Annotated in this window: 17 protein-coding genes, 2 tRNA genes and 1 other RNA gene; 10 read left to right on the top strand and 10 right to left on the bottom strand. The window is 39.5% G+C overall.

Features of this window, described 5'->3' with window-relative positions; all coding sequences use genetic code 11:
• Positions 1–49 precede the first annotated feature (49 nt).
• The 3 genes from pnuC to EL259_RS05695 all read right to left on the bottom strand — a co-directional run bounded on the left by pnuC (position 50) and on the right by EL259_RS05695 (position 1,062).
• Positions 50–754 carry a nicotinamide riboside transporter PnuC gene (pnuC, locus tag EL259_RS05705; protein WP_126599814.1) on the bottom strand — a complete coding sequence of 235 codons (705 nt, stop codon included), beginning with the start codon at positions 752–754 and terminating at the stop codon, positions 50–52.
• Positions 755–886: 132 nt separating this feature from the next.
• Positions 887–963, bottom strand: a tRNA-Arg gene (locus EL259_RS05700).
• Positions 964–985: 22 nt separating this feature from the next.
• A tRNA-Pro gene (locus EL259_RS05695) sits at positions 986–1,062 on the bottom strand.
• 171 nt (positions 1,063–1,233) lie between these two features.
• Between EL259_RS05695 and folD the strand changes: the two genes are divergently transcribed.
• Positions 1,234–2,091: a bifunctional methylenetetrahydrofolate dehydrogenase/methenyltetrahydrofolate cyclohydrolase FolD gene (folD, locus tag EL259_RS05690; RefSeq protein ID WP_126599812.1), complete on the top strand. Its 858-nt coding sequence runs from the start codon at positions 1,234–1,236 to the stop codon at positions 2,089–2,091.
• A 121-nt stretch (positions 2,092–2,212) separates the two neighbouring features.
• On the opposite strand, the gene rpsI is transcribed toward folD, so the two are convergent.
• The 5 genes from rpsI to rnpB all read right to left on the bottom strand — a co-directional run bounded on the left by rpsI (position 2,213) and on the right by rnpB (position 5,055).
• Positions 2,213–2,605: a 30S ribosomal protein S9 gene (gene rpsI, locus EL259_RS05685; protein ID WP_126599811.1), complete on the bottom strand. Its 393-nt coding sequence runs from the start codon at positions 2,603–2,605 to the stop codon at positions 2,213–2,215.
• A 16-nt stretch (positions 2,606–2,621) separates the two neighbouring features.
• A complete protein-coding gene (rplM, locus tag EL259_RS05680; protein ID WP_126599809.1) occupies positions 2,622–3,050 on the bottom strand; it encodes a 50S ribosomal protein L13 in 429 nt (142 codons plus the stop codon).
• A 236-nt stretch (positions 3,051–3,286) separates the two neighbouring features.
• Positions 3,287–3,928: an OmpW family outer membrane protein gene (locus EL259_RS05675; protein ID WP_126599807.1), complete on the bottom strand. Its 642-nt coding sequence runs from the start codon at positions 3,926–3,928 to the stop codon at positions 3,287–3,289.
• 160 nt (positions 3,929–4,088) lie between these two features.
• The gene (locus EL259_RS05670; protein WP_172594224.1) at positions 4,089–4,616 is read right to left on the bottom strand and encodes an HdeD family acid-resistance protein; all 528 of its coding nucleotides are present in this window, start codon (positions 4,614–4,616) and stop codon (positions 4,089–4,091) included.
• A 61-nt stretch (positions 4,617–4,677) separates the two neighbouring features.
• An RNA gene (gene rnpB / locus EL259_RS05665) (RNase P RNA component class A) lies at positions 4,678–5,055 on the bottom strand.
• 269 nt (positions 5,056–5,324) lie between these two features.
• Here rnpB and hemA point away from each other — a divergent pair.
• The 9 genes from hemA to xseA all read left to right on the top strand — a co-directional run bounded on the left by hemA (position 5,325) and on the right by xseA (position 15,856).
• Complete coding sequence (hemA, locus tag EL259_RS05660; RefSeq protein ID WP_126599803.1) at positions 5,325–6,590, top strand: glutamyl-tRNA reductase; 1,266 nt, start codon at positions 5,325–5,327, stop codon at positions 6,588–6,590.
• Positions 6,577–8,160: a hydroxymethylbilane synthase gene (gene hemC, locus EL259_RS05655; RefSeq protein ID WP_126599801.1), complete on the top strand. Its 1,584-nt coding sequence runs from the start codon at positions 6,577–6,579 to the stop codon at positions 8,158–8,160. Before hemA ends, hemC begins: the two co-directional genes overlap by 14 nt.
• Positions 8,161–8,173: 13 nt before the next feature.
• Positions 8,174–9,148 (top strand): porphobilinogen synthase, encoded by a 975-nt coding sequence (gene hemB / locus EL259_RS05650; RefSeq protein ID WP_126599799.1) that lies wholly within the window; start codon positions 8,174–8,176, stop codon positions 9,146–9,148.
• Between the two features lie 16 nt (positions 9,149–9,164).
• On the top strand, positions 9,165–10,457 hold the full coding sequence (gene hemL, locus EL259_RS05645; RefSeq protein WP_126599797.1) for a glutamate-1-semialdehyde 2,1-aminomutase: 1,293 nt from the start codon (positions 9,165–9,167) through the stop codon (positions 10,455–10,457).
• A 29-nt stretch (positions 10,458–10,486) separates the two neighbouring features.
• Entirely contained in the window at positions 10,487–11,515 is a 1,029-nt protein-coding gene (hemE, locus tag EL259_RS05640) for a uroporphyrinogen decarboxylase (protein ID WP_126599795.1), read from the top strand.
• 15 nt (positions 11,516–11,530) lie between these two features.
• On the top strand, positions 11,531–12,892 hold the full coding sequence (gene hemN / locus EL259_RS05635) for an oxygen-independent coproporphyrinogen III oxidase (RefSeq protein ID WP_126599785.1): 1,362 nt from the start codon (positions 11,531–11,533) through the stop codon (positions 12,890–12,892).
• Between the two features lie 67 nt (positions 12,893–12,959).
• The gene (locus EL259_RS05630) at positions 12,960–13,895 is read left to right on the top strand and encodes a KpsF/GutQ family sugar isomerase (protein ID WP_126599783.1); all 936 of its coding nucleotides are present in this window, start codon (positions 12,960–12,962) and stop codon (positions 13,893–13,895) included.
• 9 nt (positions 13,896–13,904) lie between these two features.
• Positions 13,905–14,456 (top strand): KdsC family phosphatase, encoded by a 552-nt coding sequence (locus EL259_RS05625; RefSeq protein WP_126599781.1) that lies wholly within the window; start codon positions 13,905–13,907, stop codon positions 14,454–14,456.
• A 56-nt stretch (positions 14,457–14,512) separates the two neighbouring features.
• Positions 14,513–15,856, top strand: a complete 1,344-nt coding sequence (gene xseA / locus EL259_RS05620; protein ID WP_126599779.1) for an exodeoxyribonuclease VII large subunit — start codon at positions 14,513–14,515, stop codon at positions 15,854–15,856.
• Positions 15,857–15,880: 24 nt separating this feature from the next.
• Here xseA and EL259_RS05615 read toward each other — a convergent pair whose 3' ends face one another.
• Together EL259_RS05615 and metK are read right to left on the bottom strand one after the other, a co-directional pair.
• The gene (locus EL259_RS05615) at positions 15,881–16,366 is read right to left on the bottom strand and encodes a SprT family zinc-dependent metalloprotease (protein ID WP_126599777.1); all 486 of its coding nucleotides are present in this window, start codon (positions 16,364–16,366) and stop codon (positions 15,881–15,883) included.
• 58 nt (positions 16,367–16,424) lie between these two features.
• On the bottom strand, positions 16,425–17,579 hold the full coding sequence (gene metK, locus EL259_RS05610; protein ID WP_126599775.1) for a methionine adenosyltransferase: 1,155 nt from the start codon (positions 17,577–17,579) through the stop codon (positions 16,425–16,427).
• Positions 17,580–17,581 lie beyond the last annotated feature (2 nt).

Below are 17,581 nucleotides of genomic sequence, written 5' to 3'. Positions count from 1 at the left end.
GACTCGCAATTTCCCCCTTTTTATTCATCTATCAAGTCATTAATATTTTTTATAGCCCATTTTTTGCTAGTTGGCGCCAATTTATATAACCATATAAAGAATTAAGTAAATAAGCACTGTACATCACATACATTGACGGCGTATCTGCCCACAGCATAATAGATAATACATTAATCAAAATCCATAAAATCCATTGTTCACTGTAACGGTAAATCATCAATAATTGAGCTGCAATAACCAATACTGTTGTTAGCCCATCTAATCCAATAGAATGCCCATCCGTCGTACGTAAAAAAAGATAAAACGCTATGGTTGCCACAACAACACTTATAGTTAAAATCCCCCAACCTTTTAAAGTTAGCATTTTAGATTTTACTAATTCACCTTGAGTTTCATTGACCATGTTTTGCTTCCACATAAAATAGCCAATAAATTGTGCAGGAATATATACAAAAAGTGCTGTACTCATTTCGCCATAAAATTTATTGTCCCATGCCATATAAAAATAACTATACGCAAAAATAAGACCGAATAAATAATTACTAATTTTCCCTTTACCAACAAAAACTACGCATAAAATTCCAGAGATACCTGAAATCATACCTAAAATTGAGTCAGGGGTGACATAGTAAGCCCAAATTTGAGCAATTAAAAAAAGGCTAAGCCAAATAATTTCAAAAGGTTTCCACCCATTAAAAAATTCTTGTTTTAGACCTTTGATGGTCAATAACGTGGGTTGAGTTGAAATCGTCATAGTTCTCTCCTAGTTAGGTTAAAATACACATTAAATTGTACCTAAAGCTAGAAGGAGATAAAACCATAGAGATAACATTATCTGAACAAATGAATATTTTGAAATATATGAAGTTTAGAAAGAATTGTATAATGGCACGCCCTATTGGATTCGAACCAATGACCTACGGCTTAGAAGGCCGTTGCTCTATCCAACTGAGCTAAGGGCGCATTTCAAATGGATAAGAAGAGGTGGTCGGCGAGATAGGATTTGAACCTACGACCCACTGGTCCCAAACCAGTTGCGCTACCAAGCTGCGCTACTCGCCGATAAGTGTTTTGCATTATAGTTTTCTTTTTCTTGTAGTCAAACTTTTTTTTTTATTTATTGATTTAAGTGCCTAATTTTCTAGCAAAAGCGCTTACTTTTTCATTTTTTTTCTGCGAGAATAATTTTCTTTTTTTATAAATTTTCCTGTTTAAGGAAATAAGGGAGTAACTATGACGGCAAAAATTCTTTCTGGCACAGAATTAAGTACAAAAATAAAACAACAATTACAACAAAAAATAAAAAATTATACAGACCAAAATTTAAGACAGCCATCCCTTGCCGTTATCCTCGTTGGTGAAGATCCCGCATCCCAAATCTATGTCCGCAATAAACAACGTAGTTGTGAGGCACTTAATATCCGTTCTATCTCTCACCATTTACCAGAAACTACTACGGAAGCAGAATTACTGCACCTAATTGATGAATTAAATGCGGATGATTCTGTGGATGGTATTCTCGTACAATTACCTTTACCTAAACATATTGATACAGTAAAAGTGACTGAACGCATTGTACCGCATAAGGATGTTGATGGCTTTCATCCTTACAATATAGGTCGTCTTTGCCAAGGAATCCCTACCCTACGCTCTTGCACCCCTTATGGCGTGATGAAACTTTTAGAAGAAAGTGGTATTGAATTGCGGGGTAAACATGCAGTGATTGTGGGTACATCTAAAATTGTGGGTCGCCCTATGGCATTAGAGCTTCTTGCAGCAAAATGTACGGTTACGATGACACATAGTGCTACTGTTGATTTGGCTTCACATGTTAAACAAGCGGATATTGTCATTGTTGCGGTAGGTAAGCCCCATTTTATTCCAGGTGAATGGATTAAAGATGGTGCTATTGTGATAGATGTTGGTATTAATCGTGTTGACGGTAAACTTGTCGGTGATGTCGATTTTGAAAGTGCATCGCAACATGCAAGCTTTATTACCCCCGTTCCAGGTGGTGTCGGACCAATGACCATTGCAATGTTAATGGCAAATACGTTACAAGCGTATGAGGAACACCTTAATCTCGCTTAAATGCTAAAATAAAATACGCCCCGATTTTCCATAAAATTTATCGAAAATCGGGGCGTATTTTTTTGACAAAAAAAATTGCAAGCCAAATGGCTTGCAATTTTCTGATAAATTGACGTCGAAATTAACGTTTTGAGAATTGTGGACGACGACGTGCTTTGCGTAAACCCACTTTTTTACGTTCAACGTGACGAGCATCACGGGTAACGAAGCCAGCTGCACGTAATGCAGGGCGTAGAGTTTCATCGTATTCCATTAATGCACGTGTGATACCTAAACGGATCGCACCTGCTTGACCAGAAATACCACCACCAGTTACAGTGATGTATAAGTCTAATTTATCTGCTAATTCAACTAACTCTAATGGTTGCATTACTACCATACGAGCTGTATCACGACCGAAGTAAACATCTAATGAACGGCCGTTGATTGTCATTTTACCACTGCCCGCTTTAACGAATACACGAGCTGAAGAGCTTTTGCGGCGACCTGTGCCGTAGTATTGATTCTCTGCCATTTTTATTACCTCGTGATTAAATATCTAAAACTTGTGGTTGTTGTGCTGCGTGTTCATGTTTGTCACCCGCATACACTTTCATTTTACGATACATTGCACGGCCTAATGGACCTTTTGGCAACATACCTTTTACCGCAATTTCAATCACAGATTCAGGACGGCGTTGAAGCATTTCAGTGAAAGTCGCTTGTTTGATTCCACCAACATAACCAGTGTGCCAGTAATATAATTTATCAGTGGCTTTTTTACCTGTTACCACAACTTTTTCAGCGTTGATAACAACAATGTAATCACCAGTGTCAACGTGTGGTGTGTATTCTGCTTTATGTTTACCGCGTAAACGACGCGCAATTTCAGTTGCTAGACGACCAAGAGTTTTACCTGATGCATCTACTACGTACCAGTCACGTTTTACTGTCTCTGGTTTTGCTACAAAAGTTTTCATTAATAAATACCAATAATTTTTATTTTAAACCCAGTGTTTGAATTTCAAACACAACCAATGTCATCACCACACCCCTTCGAGTGTTTCATAACAAAAAATAATGAGCGGTGGGAATCCGCTCATCAACAGGGTTTTGCGATTATACAGGATTTTTTTATAAAAGCGAATAAAAATGACGCTTTATATAAAAAAATCGCCACATAGGTGGCGAAAATTGTTGAAGAAATACGTCTAGATTAAAAGCGATAACCCACACCCATGAAGAAAATCATTGGATTAAGTTTAACATCTGCTTTTTGATCTTGCCCTGCTAACTTAAATGTCGCTTTTGATTTAATTCGAGCATACCAAATAGAAGTATTAAAGAATAAATTATCTGTTATACCTATATCCAACCCAGCATTCACAGCAGGTCCCCAGGACTGTTTGAGATGCAAATCAGTTAAGCCAGCAAGCTTTTCTTTTTCATCAAAGAATTTTGTATAGTTCAACCCAACGCCAACATAAGGACGCGCAGGAGAATCAGCATCTAGGAAATACCATTGTGCGGAGAGTGTTGGTGGAAGTTGTTTGGTTTTTGCAATCGTTTTATCACCTAACTGTGCCAATTTAATTTCATGGCTAAATGGTGTTGCAGCTAAAAGTTCAATACCAATATGATCTGTCGCCATGTAAGTGCCTGTTAACCCCAGTTGAGCATTAGAACTGACATCGAAGTCATATGGCATTACATTATTGCTACCTTGATCAGTTGTATCCGTATTTGGTACGACGAGAATAGGACCGCCACGGACGAAAAAATCACCCGCAGAATGGATGGCGAATGCACTACTAGAAACTAATGATAATGCAAGGGTGGCGAGAATTTGCTTTTTCATAGAATGCTCCTTAAATGTAAAGCGTACTTTTTAAGCATTCTATGATCTCAATTTAATCTTTTATTTGAGTTAGATCATTTTTTATTCAATTTATATATAAAAAAAACAGTCACTTCATAATGTGACTGCTTTTTCATTTCTGTCTAAAAAAGATATTCTGTTATTCTGCCAATTTTTCTTGTTTTTTGAAAAATAAGCTAACCATAACTAAAGATGCACCACTGAAAAGTAGTTCTACTGAGAGGAGAATACCTAGGATAGATGCAGCAGATTCTGGGAAATAACCAAAAATTAAGGCTGCAAGTGCAATTGAAATTAAACCTGAGATGACATGCATCCAGAAATAATTTTCACCACGTAACATAAATGAATAAGCAAGTTTAACAATACCGCTGACAAGGAAAAGTACCGCCAATGCGATAGTTAACGTATAAATACCTTGGACTGGCCAAAAAAGTAAAAAACCACCGATCAGCAAGGCAATGATGGCACTGGATACTAATGTCCAAAAAATGCCTTTTACATGTTTTACTCGAATGGCAGAAAAAACTTCCATAAACCCGACGAATAAGAATAGCCATGCTGCAAGTTGTTCAGCAGAAATAGTTGCTGCTAAAGGATCAAAGAAAGCAAAAATACCGGCTAAGATTGAAAGGATTCCGACAACAAAAATTAAAGCACTGTTCATTTTTCGTTTCTCCCTGCACATAGGCAATATATCGATGATTGAACATGATGAGATAAGTAGAAATGCGAGTTGGTCGATAAGCCGAGTTCTGTCGTGGACAATCATTCCTCTAGGCGTTAATTCACACTAACGCTCAAGCAACCTACCCGTTCGCTTGCCGGGCCAGCAATTGCGAACCTATTTGGTCTTGCTACGAGTGGAGTTTACCATGCTGCCATCAGTTACCTGTGGCACGGTGCGCTCTTACCGCACCCTTTCACCCTTACCTTCAAAAGAAGGCGGTCTGCTCTCTGTTGCACTGGTCGTGGGCTCACGCCCCCCAGACGTTATCTGGCACTCTGCCCTGTGTAGCTCGGACTTTCCTCTCGTTTATTTGTCTCACTTGTTTGTTAAAAACAATTAAGGACTTCAATAAACCAGCGATTGTCTAACCAACTCTTCTCGGCAGTATATCCAACTTTATTTTAAAAAACTAGAAAAAATTTAACAGATTAGCGATATTTTACAAAACGATTAATTTCTATATCACTCGTTTATAACGCTATATCCAGTACTTTTTTCAAAATAAAGCCCTATCAATTTAATTACAAAAACAATCTTATTTTCTGATATATTAACATTAGAAATAGTTTGATATGAAATTACTTTGGTGCTATTTTATTCCCCTTATTTTTAGACATTTACTTTACTGTAAAAGGATATTTGACTATGCAACCAACGCCAGCAAAAACCCTTGCACTTTATAATGTTGGAATTAGCTATGAAAAAGCTAATACTAATATTAGAGGGCGTTTTAGCTTAAATAATGCAGCGCAAGAGGCACTTTTAAAAGAAGCAAAATCACTGGGCTTGAACGCACTTTTCGTACTTTCCACCTGTAATCGTACCGAGATCATGGGCTTTGCACATCATCCCTATGAGCTTATTAATCTTTTATTAAAGCACTGCCAAGGATCCATGGATGTATTTTCGGAAGTTGCTATCATCCATAAAGATACGCAGGCAATTAATCATCTTTTCCGTACAGCGTCTGGTTTAAATAGTCAAATTTTAGGTGATCACGAAATCGCTGGTCAGTTAAAACTTGCCTTTCAACAAGCCCGCGATATGGGAACGGTAAACGTATATCTTGATCGTTTATTCAATACCGTTCTTCAAGCTAGCAAAGAAGTGAAATCCTGTACCCAGTTTAGCATGGGAACAACTTCGGTTGCCTATGCTGCCGTGAAATATCTGTTAGACAATATTGAAAATACTTCTGAAAAAAATATCCTACTTTATGGATTAGGTAAAATTGGTAAAAATACGTGTAAGCATTTACTTACCCATACCGATAGTCAAATATCTTTAATCAATCGCACACACGCAACCGCATTAAAGTTCCAAGAAGAATTACCAAACCTTATCGTGCATGAAGAAAGCCATCTCGTAAACGCAATTCAGGCAAATGATATCTTAATCGTATCAACAGGTGCTGATAAACCAACCATTACGCCAGATCTCATTTCTCCAGAAAGATCTCTTACTATCTTAGATCTTTCAATTCCTGAAAACGTTGCTCCCGAAATTAAAAACTTTTCAAATGTAACGGTGATGAATGTTGATGCACTTTCTAAAGTAACTGATGCGACTATTGAAAATCGTCAAGCAAAAATTCCACTTGTCGAAAAAATAATCGACAACTATCAACAAGAATTTTTAGATTGGGTTGCTCAGCGTAAACTTTCTCCAACTATTCAAGCACTCAAGCAAGCATTTACGGATATTCAACAAAAGGAAATTGCAGGCGCAGCTCGCAATATTGAGAACTTCAATCCTGAGCAGGCAAATGTACTTTCTGGACGTATTATTCAAAAAATTCTCAATCAGTTTGTCACCTACTTAAAAGATCCAAATACATCAATTGATAGTAGCACACAACTTATTCAGGATATTTTTAATTTAACGGAGTCTAACCAGTATGAACACCATTAGAATTGGCACTCGTGATAGCCAACTTGCATTGTGGCAAGCGATTCAGGTTCAAAATAAATTAAATCAATTAGGTTATAAAACTGAGCTCGTGCCGCTAAAAGCCACAGGGGACGTGATTTTAGATAAACCGTTATATGAATTAGGCATCACTGGCGTCTTTACACGTCATCTAGACATTGCAATGTTACGTGGCGAAATTGATATCGCTGTACATTCTATGAAAGATGTGCCGACAATCCTCCCTAAAGGTATCGTGCAAGCTGCCGTTTTAGAGCGAGCTAATTTCCATGATATTTTAGTTTATAAAGATAACTTAGATTTTCTTAATGCCACGCACGGTATTGTAGCAACCAGTAGCTTACGCCGTAAAGCACAATGGCTAAACCGCTATCCCCACCATCACGTTGAAAGTTTACGTGGTAATGTGCAAACCCGCTTAAATAAACTCGCTACCAATGACTGGAACGGTGCTATCTTTGCGGCAGCAGGTTTAGAACGAATTAATTTACGTCCAGAAAATAGTTTAGATTTAGATTGGATGGTTCCTGCTCCTGCCCAAGGCGTCATTATGATTACCGCAATGGCAGAAAATTTACCGATTTTGGCGGCGTGTGAAAAAATCAATCATAAAGAAACTGAAATTTGTTCCCGCATTGAACGCGATTTCTTAAACCTTCTTGAAGGGGGTTGTAGTGCTCCTATCGGCGCGCTGGCTCAATTAGATAAAGATAATCAATCTATCAATTTTACAGGAATTTTATTAAGCCAAGACGGGACCAAGAAAATTGAGGTTCATCGCCATGTTGCTGTTACTGAGGCAAATAGCATTGCTAAAAGTTGTGCTGATGAAGTTATCGCACAAGGTGGTAAACAAATTATGCAAATGGACGGCAGAACGTTTAAGGTGAAAGTGCTTTCTACCAAAGTCTTAACACCTGCTCAATGCGCCCTCTTTTCAGATGAGTTTGAAGTAAGTTGCCAACCTTTCATTAAAACTGAAACAAATACACTAGCGCCTGAAGTGATTAAAACTATTCAGCCACACGTTATCTTTACCAGTAAAAATGCAGTTCAAGCTTTATTGGAGAATTTCTCTGCTGATCAACTCCGATTTGAAAATTTATATTGTGTCGGGGAAGAAACGACAAAATTAGTAGAAGAAAAATTTGGGAAAGTGACAACGACCGCCCCCTCTTCTCAGGCATTAGCAGAAGCGATTATTCCTTTACTCAAAGGTCAAAAAGTCACTTATTTTTGTGGCAATAAACGCCTAGGTCATATTGCTCGCCAATTTGCTGATAAAGAGATTGAATTACAAGAAATTGAAGTTTACCAAACGCATCTTTGCCCAACTAAAGTGCAAGATGAGATCGATGCTGTTTTATTCTTTAGCCCTTCAGCGGTAGAAAGTTTTATTCAGCAAAATAACACAAATAAACTGGCGTTTTGTATCGGTGAAAGTACTGCACAAACCGCTAAAAAATATTTTGAAAAAGTCCATGTTGCTCGCTCACCACGTATTGAAGACGTGATCGCAGAGGCCCAACAAAGCTTAATGAAACAATTATAAGAGGAATACGATAATGAATTTCCAACGCACTCGTCGCTTACGCAAAAATACTAACATTCGTCGCCTTGTTCGTGAGACTCAACTTTCTGTTGATGATTTTGTATATCCAATTTTTATTGAAGAAGGGGAAAATATTGAGGCTGAAATTCCTTCTATGCCGGGCATCAAACGCTGGTCATTAGATACGGTGAGTAAAGAACTTGATGAAGTGGTCGCTTTGAACATCCCTGCAATTATGCTTTTCGGTATTCCAAAACATAAAGACAGCGAAGGTTCAAGTAGTTGGCAAGATGATGGCATTATGCAACAAGCCGTCCGTTTCATTAAACAACATTATCCACAACTTTATGTAATTACCGACGTATGTTTCTGCGAATACACAGATCATGGTCATTGCGGTCCTATCTGCGATCACGATGTTGATAATGATGCGACCTTGGCTAATATTGCTAAACAAGTCGTTTCTCACGCAAAAGCGGGCGTTGATATGGTGGCACCATCTGGCATGATGGATGGTATGATTGCCACTATCCGCCAGGCATTAGATGATGCAGGCTTTCCTAATTTACCAATTATGTCCTATGCCGTGAAATACGCCTCTGCATTTTACGGTCCATTCCGTGATGCGGCAGATTCAACTCCAACTTTTGGGGATCGTCGCACTTATCAAATGGATCCTGCAAATCGTGATGAAGCAATGCGTGAAGCGATGTTAGATTTTGAAGAACAAGCCGATATCTTAATGGTAAAACCTGCGTTGAGTTATTTGGATATTATCCGTGATGTTAAAAATCAGTTCCCAGTTCCAATCGCTTGCTACAACGTCAGTGGTGAATACGCAATGGTCAAAGCAGCTGCTGAAAAAGGCTGGATTGATGGCACCCGTGTCATGATGGAAAGTTTACTTTCAATGAAACGTGCAGGCGCTAATATCATCATTACTTATTTTGCAAAAGAAGCGGCAATTTGCCTTCAACAACAGCATTAATTATTCAGGAATTATTATGAAAACAACAAAATCTGCAGAACTCTATGCTAAAGCCCAACAACATCTTGTCGGTGGTGTAAACTCACCTGTGCGTGCGTTTAAATCCGTAGGCGGCTCCCCTATTTTTATTGAAAAAGGGCTTGGTAGCAAAATTTACGATGTTGATGGCAATGAATATATCGATTTCGTCCAAGCTTATGGTCCAATGATCCTCGGACATCGTGCGCCAGCAGTTGAAAGTGCGCTTGAAGAAACCTTAAAAGTGGGCTACGCCTTTGGTGCAACTACCGAGCTTGAAATTCAACTTGCAGAAATCGTTTGTGATGCTTTCCCGCATATGGATAAAGTCCGTTTTGTGAACTCAGGTACTGAGGCAGTATTCAGTGCATTGCGTCTAGCACGTGCTTACACAGGCAAAGATAAAATCATTAAATTCTCTGGTTGCTACCATGGTCATGCAGATTCACTTTTAGTGGCAGCAGGTTCTGGTGTCGCCACATTCAGCTTACCAGATAGCAAGGGCGTGCCAGCGGATGCGGTTAAGAATACCATTATTGCTGAATACAACAATTTAGAAAGCGTTAAAGCATTGGTTGAAGCCTTTCCAAATGATATTGCTGCAATGATCATTGAGCCTATCGCAGGAAATATGGGCGTGGTTTTACCTGAACCAGCCTTTATTGAAGGGATTCAAAAACTCGCGCGTGAAAATAATATTTTAATCATTGTTGATGAAGTGATGACGGGTTTCCGCTCTAAATTTGGTGGTGCGCAAGATCTTATCGGTTTAAAAGCAGATATCACTACTTTCGGTAAAATTATTGGTGGTGGTTTCCCTGTGGGTGCATACGGTGCGCGTGACGAAATTATGCAAAAAGTTTCGCCACTTGGCGATATGTATCAAGCGGGTACTCTGTCTGGCAACCCTATGTCAATGAGCGCTGGCTTAGCGACCCTCAAAGAATTGAAAAAACAAAATCCTTACGCCCAATTTGAAAAAAATGCCGCATTCCTTGAAGAAACGTTCTATCAAGCAGCGAAAAAACATGGTGTAGATATTCAAGTTAACCGTTTTGGTTCAATGCTTACCCCATTCTTCACCGCAGAAAAAGTGACGAATTTTAAAACGGCTCAACAAGCGGATACGCAAAAATTCAAAACTTTCTTCTGGGCAATGATGGAAAAAGGTGTGTTCTTGCCACCATCACAATTTGAATCTTGGTTCTTAAGCAGTGCTATGACTCAAGAAGATTTACAAAAAGTGGCTACCGCCATTGATTATGCCTTACAACAGGTAGCAAATAGCTAATATTAACGAATACTTTTTTGGGATTTATTATGATTAAAAATCGCTTATTTCTTGATGCCCTTGAAGGCAAATCTGTTCCACGTCCACCAGTGTGGATGATGCGTCAAGCTGGGCGTTATTTACCAGAATTTCAAGCAATTAAAGCTAAATATGATTTCTTCACTCGTTGTCGTATCCCAGAATTAGCGAGTGAATTAACTGTGCAACCTATTCGCCGTTTCGGTATGGACGCTGCCATTCTGTTTTCTGATATTCTCGTTGTTCCACAAGCAATGAATATTGATGTCGAAATGAAAGCGGGCATCGGTCCGTGGTTACCAAATCCGATACGTACCCAACAAGACATTGATAACGTAATCATTCCTGATATTAATGATAGCCTCGGCTACGTGATGGATGCAGTTAAAGCGACAAAAGAATTATTAAATGATGAAGTGCCGCTCATCGGCTTTGCGGGATCACCGTGGACAATTTTATGCTATTGCGTGCAAGGTCAAGGCTCAAAAACCTTTGATCAAGCTAAAGCATTTTGCTTTACACACCCGCAATTAGCGCATCAACTTTTACAAAAAATTACCGATACCACAATCGCTTACTTACGAGCCAAAGTAAAAGCAGGTGTAAATGCCCTGCAAATTTTTGATTCTTGGGGTGGCATGTTAAGTCCTGATGACTATCAAACTTTCTCTTGGCAATATATTCTACAGATCATCAATGCATTAAAAGATGAAGCCCCTGTAATCGCTTTTGCAAAAGGCTGTTGGTTTGCATTGGATGAAATGGCAAACTCTCCTGCTGCCGCTCTTGGTATCGACTGGACTGTGCGCCCACAATTAGCTCGTCAGTTAACACATAATAAAATTACCTTACAAGGGAATTTTGATCCAGCACGCTTACTTTCTTCGCCAGCAACGATCACCAAAATGGTAACAGAAATGATCGACCAGTTTGGTAAAGATAAATATATCGCCAACCTCGGTCATGGTATCTTACCTAACATACCACTTGAGAATGTGCATGCCTTTGTTGAGGCCGTCAAAAATTATTCCGAAAAATAGGGCGTGAGGTGAAAAATGGATAAAGCGCTTATTCGTAAATACAATATTCCAGGTCCACGCTATACAAGCTACCCTACGGTTCCTTTTTGGAATCCTGCAGGTATTCAACTAATTGATTGGCAAGCCAGTGTCGCTCAATCTTTTCGGCAAAGTAATCAAACCGAAGGGATTAGCCTTTATATTCACTTACCGTTTTGTGTTAGCCTTTGTACATTCTGTGCTTGCCATAAGAAAATCAGCAAAACACATGATGTAGAGTTGCCTTATATTCAGACAGTATTAAAGGAATGGGCGCTTTATCGTCAATTATTTTCTGAAAAACCCCAAATTAAAGAAATTCATCTGGGGGGCGGTACGCCGACTTTTTTCTCAGCAGAAAATTTACGTCTTCTGATTGAAGGATTGCTTAAAGATAGTATTAAACATCCAGACTTTGTGCTTAGCTACGAAGCTCACCCTAATCATACGTCGGCAGAACAAGTGCAAACTCTGTACGATCTCGGTGCACGCCGCAATAGTTTTGGGATTCAAGATTACGATCCTACTGTACAAACAGCGATCCATCGCATTCAAAGTTTTGAGCAAGTTAAAGCGATCCACGATCTTTCTCGTGAAATTGGCTACACCTCTATTAGCCACGATCTAATCTTTGGCTTACCATTCCAAACGGAGTCTAGTATCCGTGATACGATCGAAAAAACGGTTTCCCTACGTCCTGATCGTATTGCTTATTACAGTTATGCGCACGTGCCTTGGGTAAAAGGTGTTATGCAACGTGGCTTTGATGAAAATGATTTACCGAAAGATGTAGAAAAACGTCATTTTTACGAATTAGGTAAAGAAATGCTATTTGCCAATGGTTATGTTGAAATTGGTATGGATCACTTTGCCCTACCGACTGATACCCTTTATCAAGCATTAGAAAATCATCAATTACACCGTAATTTTATGGGCTATACGGCAGGGAAAACGCAATTAATGATTGGGCTAGGCATGTCTTCTATCAGTGATTCTTGGTATGCCTTCGCACAAAATGAAAAATCATTAAAAGCTTACACACAACGTGTTGAGAATAATCAATTACCGATTATGAAAGGTCACTTGCTCACGGCAGAAGACCTGATTATGCGTCAACATATCCTAAACTTAATGTGCCATCTAGAAACCGATCTTGCAGTTGGTTTATCGGAAGATATGCAACGTCAAATCCGCCAACAACTTCAAGAAATGGAAAAAGATGCTTTGTTAACCTATGACGGTACCAAACTACACATTACCGAAAAAGGACGTATGTTTGTGCGTAATATTTGCATGACCTTCGACTTGCGTTTAATGCGCCATAAACCTGAAACGCGTATTTTTTCAATGACAATTTAGCAAAATTCCTCTTTTTTCCTCTTTTAAAGTAGAATAGTGCTATTTGAAGTGATTACGAGGAAAAAAGATGGATTATTTAAAGATTGCCCAAGAAACCTTATCCATAGAAAAAAATGCCTTAACCCGCTTAAGCGATCATCTTGATGATAATTTTAATCAAGTTATCGATCTTATTTTAGGTTGCCAAGGGCGTTTAGTCATTGGTGGCATTGGAAAATCTGGCTTAATTGGTAAAAAAATGGTGGCAACCTTTGCCTCTACGGGAACACCGAGCTTTTTTCTTCATCCCACAGAGGCATTTCATGGCGATTTAGGGATGCTCAAACCCATTGATGTCGTCATGCTGATTTCAAACAGTGGCGAAACAGATGATGTCAATAAACTCATTCCAAGCCTCAAAAGTTTTGGTAATAAAATCATTGCCTTAACGGGAAATCCACATTCTACGCTTGCCCGTCATGCAGACTATATTCTTGATATTTCGGTTGAGCGTGAAGCCTGCCCGAATAACCTCGCTCCGACAACTTCTGCACTGGTTACACTTGCATTAGGTGATGCACTTGCGGTCGCCCTCATTAAAGCCCGCAACTTCTGCCCGCTTGATTTTGCTAAATTCCATCCAGGTGGCAGTTTAGGTCGCCGTTTATTGTGTCGAGTTAAAGATCAAATGCAAACTCGCTTACCGATTGCTTTACCTTCCACCACCTTTACAGATTGCCTAAGCATTATGAATGAAGGGCGCATGGGTGTGGCATTAGTCATGGAAAATCAAAAATTACTTGGCATCATTACCGACGGCGATATCCGCCGTGCATTAACCGCTAAAGGCGCAGATATTCTCAATAAAACCGCTCAAGAACTTATGACTACTCAGCCGAAAACAATTTCGGCAGAAAGTTACCTTTCTCAAGCCGAAGACTTTATGAAAAAACATAAAATTCATTCCCTCGTGGTTGTGGATGAAAATCAACAAGTTGTCGGATTAGTCGAATTTTCAAGTTAAGGATATAAAATGCAACATATTGAAAATAAATTAAAAAATATCAAACTTGTGATTACGGATGTTGATGGCGTATTAACAGACGGTTCATTAATTTACAGTAGTGAAGGTGAAATCCTTAAAATTTTCAATGTCAAAGATGGCCTAGGGATCCGTCTTCTAATGGAAAATGGCGTACAAGTTGCGGTTCTTTCTGGACGTGATTCTGCTGTTTTACGCAAACGCATTAGTGATTTAGGCATTCAACATTTTCAATTAGGCAAACTTGAAAAGGAAACGGCTTGTTATCAGCTTATGCAAGCGGTAGGCGTTCGTCCAGAGGAAACCGCCTACATCGGTGATGACAGTGTCGATCTTCCTGCATTTGCAGTGTGTGGTTTAAGCATCGCAGTTGCCGATGGCCTATCATATGTAAAAAATCAAGCAGATCTTGTATTAGAAACCTGTGGTGGTCGTGGCGCTTTTCGTGAGTTAGCCGATAAAATCCTTATGGCACAAGGTAAAGCAGAGAATTATCAGACCGCACAAGGTTTTTTAAAACAAGCACAAAAAATGGCTCAATAACGCCACAATTTTCGTAAAAATTTATGCGATTGTAACGCTAAAAATAAGGACGCACTATGCAACAATCTCGTCCACCAGTTTATTCAATCTCAGAATTAAACGCAGCAGTAAAAGCACAACTTGAAGGCAATTTTCGCCAAGTCTGGCTAAGCGGTGAGATTTCCAACTTCACTCAGCCTGTTTCTGGACACTGGTATTTTTCTCTGAAAGACAATGCGGCACAAGTCCGTGGTGCAATGTTTCGTGGATATAATTCCCGCACCCCATTCCGTCCTCAAAACGGGATGCAAGTTATCGTCTGTGCTAAAGTCAGTTTGTACGAACCCCGAGGTGACTATCAAATTATCGTAGAACAAATGCTTCCTGCAGGTGATGGGATGTTACAACAGCAGTTCGAGGCATTAAAATTAAAACTGGCTGAACGTGGTTGGTTTGACGCACATCTAAAAAAATCTTTACCGCAAAATTGCCAACGTGTGGGTATCGTTACCTCATCAACAGGTGCTGCCCTCCACGATATTCTTAAGGTGCTACGCCGTCGTGATCCGAGTTTAGAAGTCGTGATCTATCCAAGTCTAGTGCAAGGAAAAGAAGCGGCAGCAAATATTGCAGAAATGATAGATCTCGCTAACCGCCGCCAAGAAGTCGATGTCCTTATTGTCGGACGTGGAGGCGGATCGCTTGAAGATCTTTGGTGCTTTAATGAAGAGGTTGTTGCCGAAGCAATTTATCGTTCGCAACTTCCGATTATCAGTGCGGTGGGGCATGAGGTGGATGTCACGATCGCTGATTTCGTTGCAGACGTGCGTGCAGCAACACCGTCCGTCGCTGCCGAATTAGTTAGCCGTGATCGCCAAGCCTTGTTAGATCGTTTACAAAATGCAACCCAACACTTAGGTATGGCATTGGATCGCTGCTTTGGGGTAAAAACTTATCAACTCCACCAGCTAAAAATGCGTCTTTTACAATGCCACCCACAAAAACATTTAGCGGATCGTCAGCAACGTTTCCAAGCTTTTAATTACGCATTACAGACAGCTATGCAAAAATACATAGCTACACAGCAAACGCAGATGCAATCCTTACAGCAACGTTTACAGCACAATCCATTACCATTAAAAATACAAAAAGATCAACAATATTGTTTAGCACTCACCCAACGCTTACAACAACAAGTACAAGGGCAATTCCAGCACCAGAAATATCATTTTGCAAAACTCTGTGCAGAATTAAATCAGCTTAGCCCACTGGCTATTCTTGGTCGAGGCTATTCTATTACCTTGAACAGCAAAGAACACGTGATTAAAGAAGCAAATGATGTGCAAAAAAACGAGATTATTCAAACACGTTTAGCAAAAGGAATCGTTATAAGCCGAGTCGAAGAAATAAAAACTGCATAAATTTTTGCGAAAAATGGGGCGTGATTATTCGTTAATTTTACGTAATGTTCCGCCACATTTTTTACAAATATAGCGCATTCGATCTCGAACGATTTTATTATGGCGGCGCACGGTTAAATGATGAATTTGACAACCGCAATGGTAAGTAAAAAGTTGTTTAACGGTGTTCGTTGTATCAAATTGATGGCGTACCTCAGGGGGCAAGCCAAAAATATTTTGCATAATATTTTGCCACTCCGCACCATGCGGTTTAACACGCCCAAATTGTTGGTAAGCAATAATATGAGCAACTTCATGTGGCACAACTTGATAAATGAAATCTTGAGTATTTTCTTGCAATAAAATCGGATTAAATCGCACCTCATTTTGGGCAAGATAAGCAACACCTGCTTTCTGACCACGCACTCGATAATTAATATCAGGCATCACAAACGATCGTTGAAAGTAGGTTTCAGCAAGTTGCATACATTCTTTAACCCGCCGTAAAACTTGTATTGCCAAAATTCTCATACGTCATCCTATAAAATAAAAAAGGCAGGAAAGCCTGCCTTTTTCAATCATTGTAAGATTATTTTAAACCTGCTGCAGAACGTAATTCTTCTACGCGATCTAGTTTTTCCCAAGGGAATTGCTCACGACCAAAGTGACCGTAAGCCGCTGTATCGCGGTAGATTGGTTGAATTAAGTCTAACATTTTAATTAAACCGTACGGACGAAGATCAAAGATTTCGCGTACAAGTTTTACTAATAAGCTTTCGTCAACTTTTGCTGTACCAAAGGTTTCTACCATGATAGAAGTTGGTTCAGCCACACCGATTGCGTAAGAAAGTTGAATTTCACAACGATCCGCAAGACCTGCCGCAACGATATGTTTTGCGACGTAACGTGCTGCATAAGCTGCACTACGGTCAACTTTTGATGGATCTTTACCAGAGAATGCACCACCACCGTGACGTGCAGCACCGCCGTAAGTATCGACGATAATTTTACGACCCGTTAAACCGCAATCACCCATAGGACCACCGATTACGAAACGACCTGTTGGGTTGATAAAGAATTTGGTATCTTTTGATAATAATTCTGCAGGAAGTACAGGTTTGATGATTTCATCCATTACCGCTTCGTGAAGCATTTTTTGGTCAACACTATCTGCGTGTTGAGTTGAAAGTACAACTGCGTCGATTCCTACTGCTTTACCATCTTCATATTTTAACGTAACTTGGCTTTTCGCATCTGGACGTAACCAAGGTAATGTACCATTTTTACGCACTTCTGCTTGGCGTTCCATCAAACGGTGCGCATAAGTAATTGCTGCTGGCATAAATACATCGGTTTCGTTTGTTGCATAACCGAACATAATACCTTGGTCACCTGCACCTTGTTCTAGCGGAGTTTCACGGTCAACACCTTGGTTGATATCTGATGATTGTTTACCAATTACATTTAATACCGCACATGAATTGCCATCAAAGCCCATATCTGAACTGGTGTAACCAATATCGCAGATAACTTGACGAGCCAGGTTTTCTACATCAACCCATGCGGATGTAGTGATTTCGCCACCCACGAGCGCCATACCTGTTTTTACATAAGTTTCACAAGCCACACGAGCTTTCGGATCTTGTTTTAAAATTTCATCAAGAACAGCGTCTGAAATTTGATCGGCAATTTTATCTGGATGCCCTTCTGACACTGATTCAGAAGTAAATAAATAACTTGACATAT

It is taken from the genome of Actinobacillus delphinicola (assembly GCF_900638385.1).
GTDB lineage: Bacteria > Pseudomonadota > Gammaproteobacteria > Enterobacterales > Pasteurellaceae > Actinobacillus_C > Actinobacillus_C delphinicola.
Note: the sequence above shows the minus strand (reverse complement) of the source record. Positions and strands in the feature narration are given on the sequence as shown.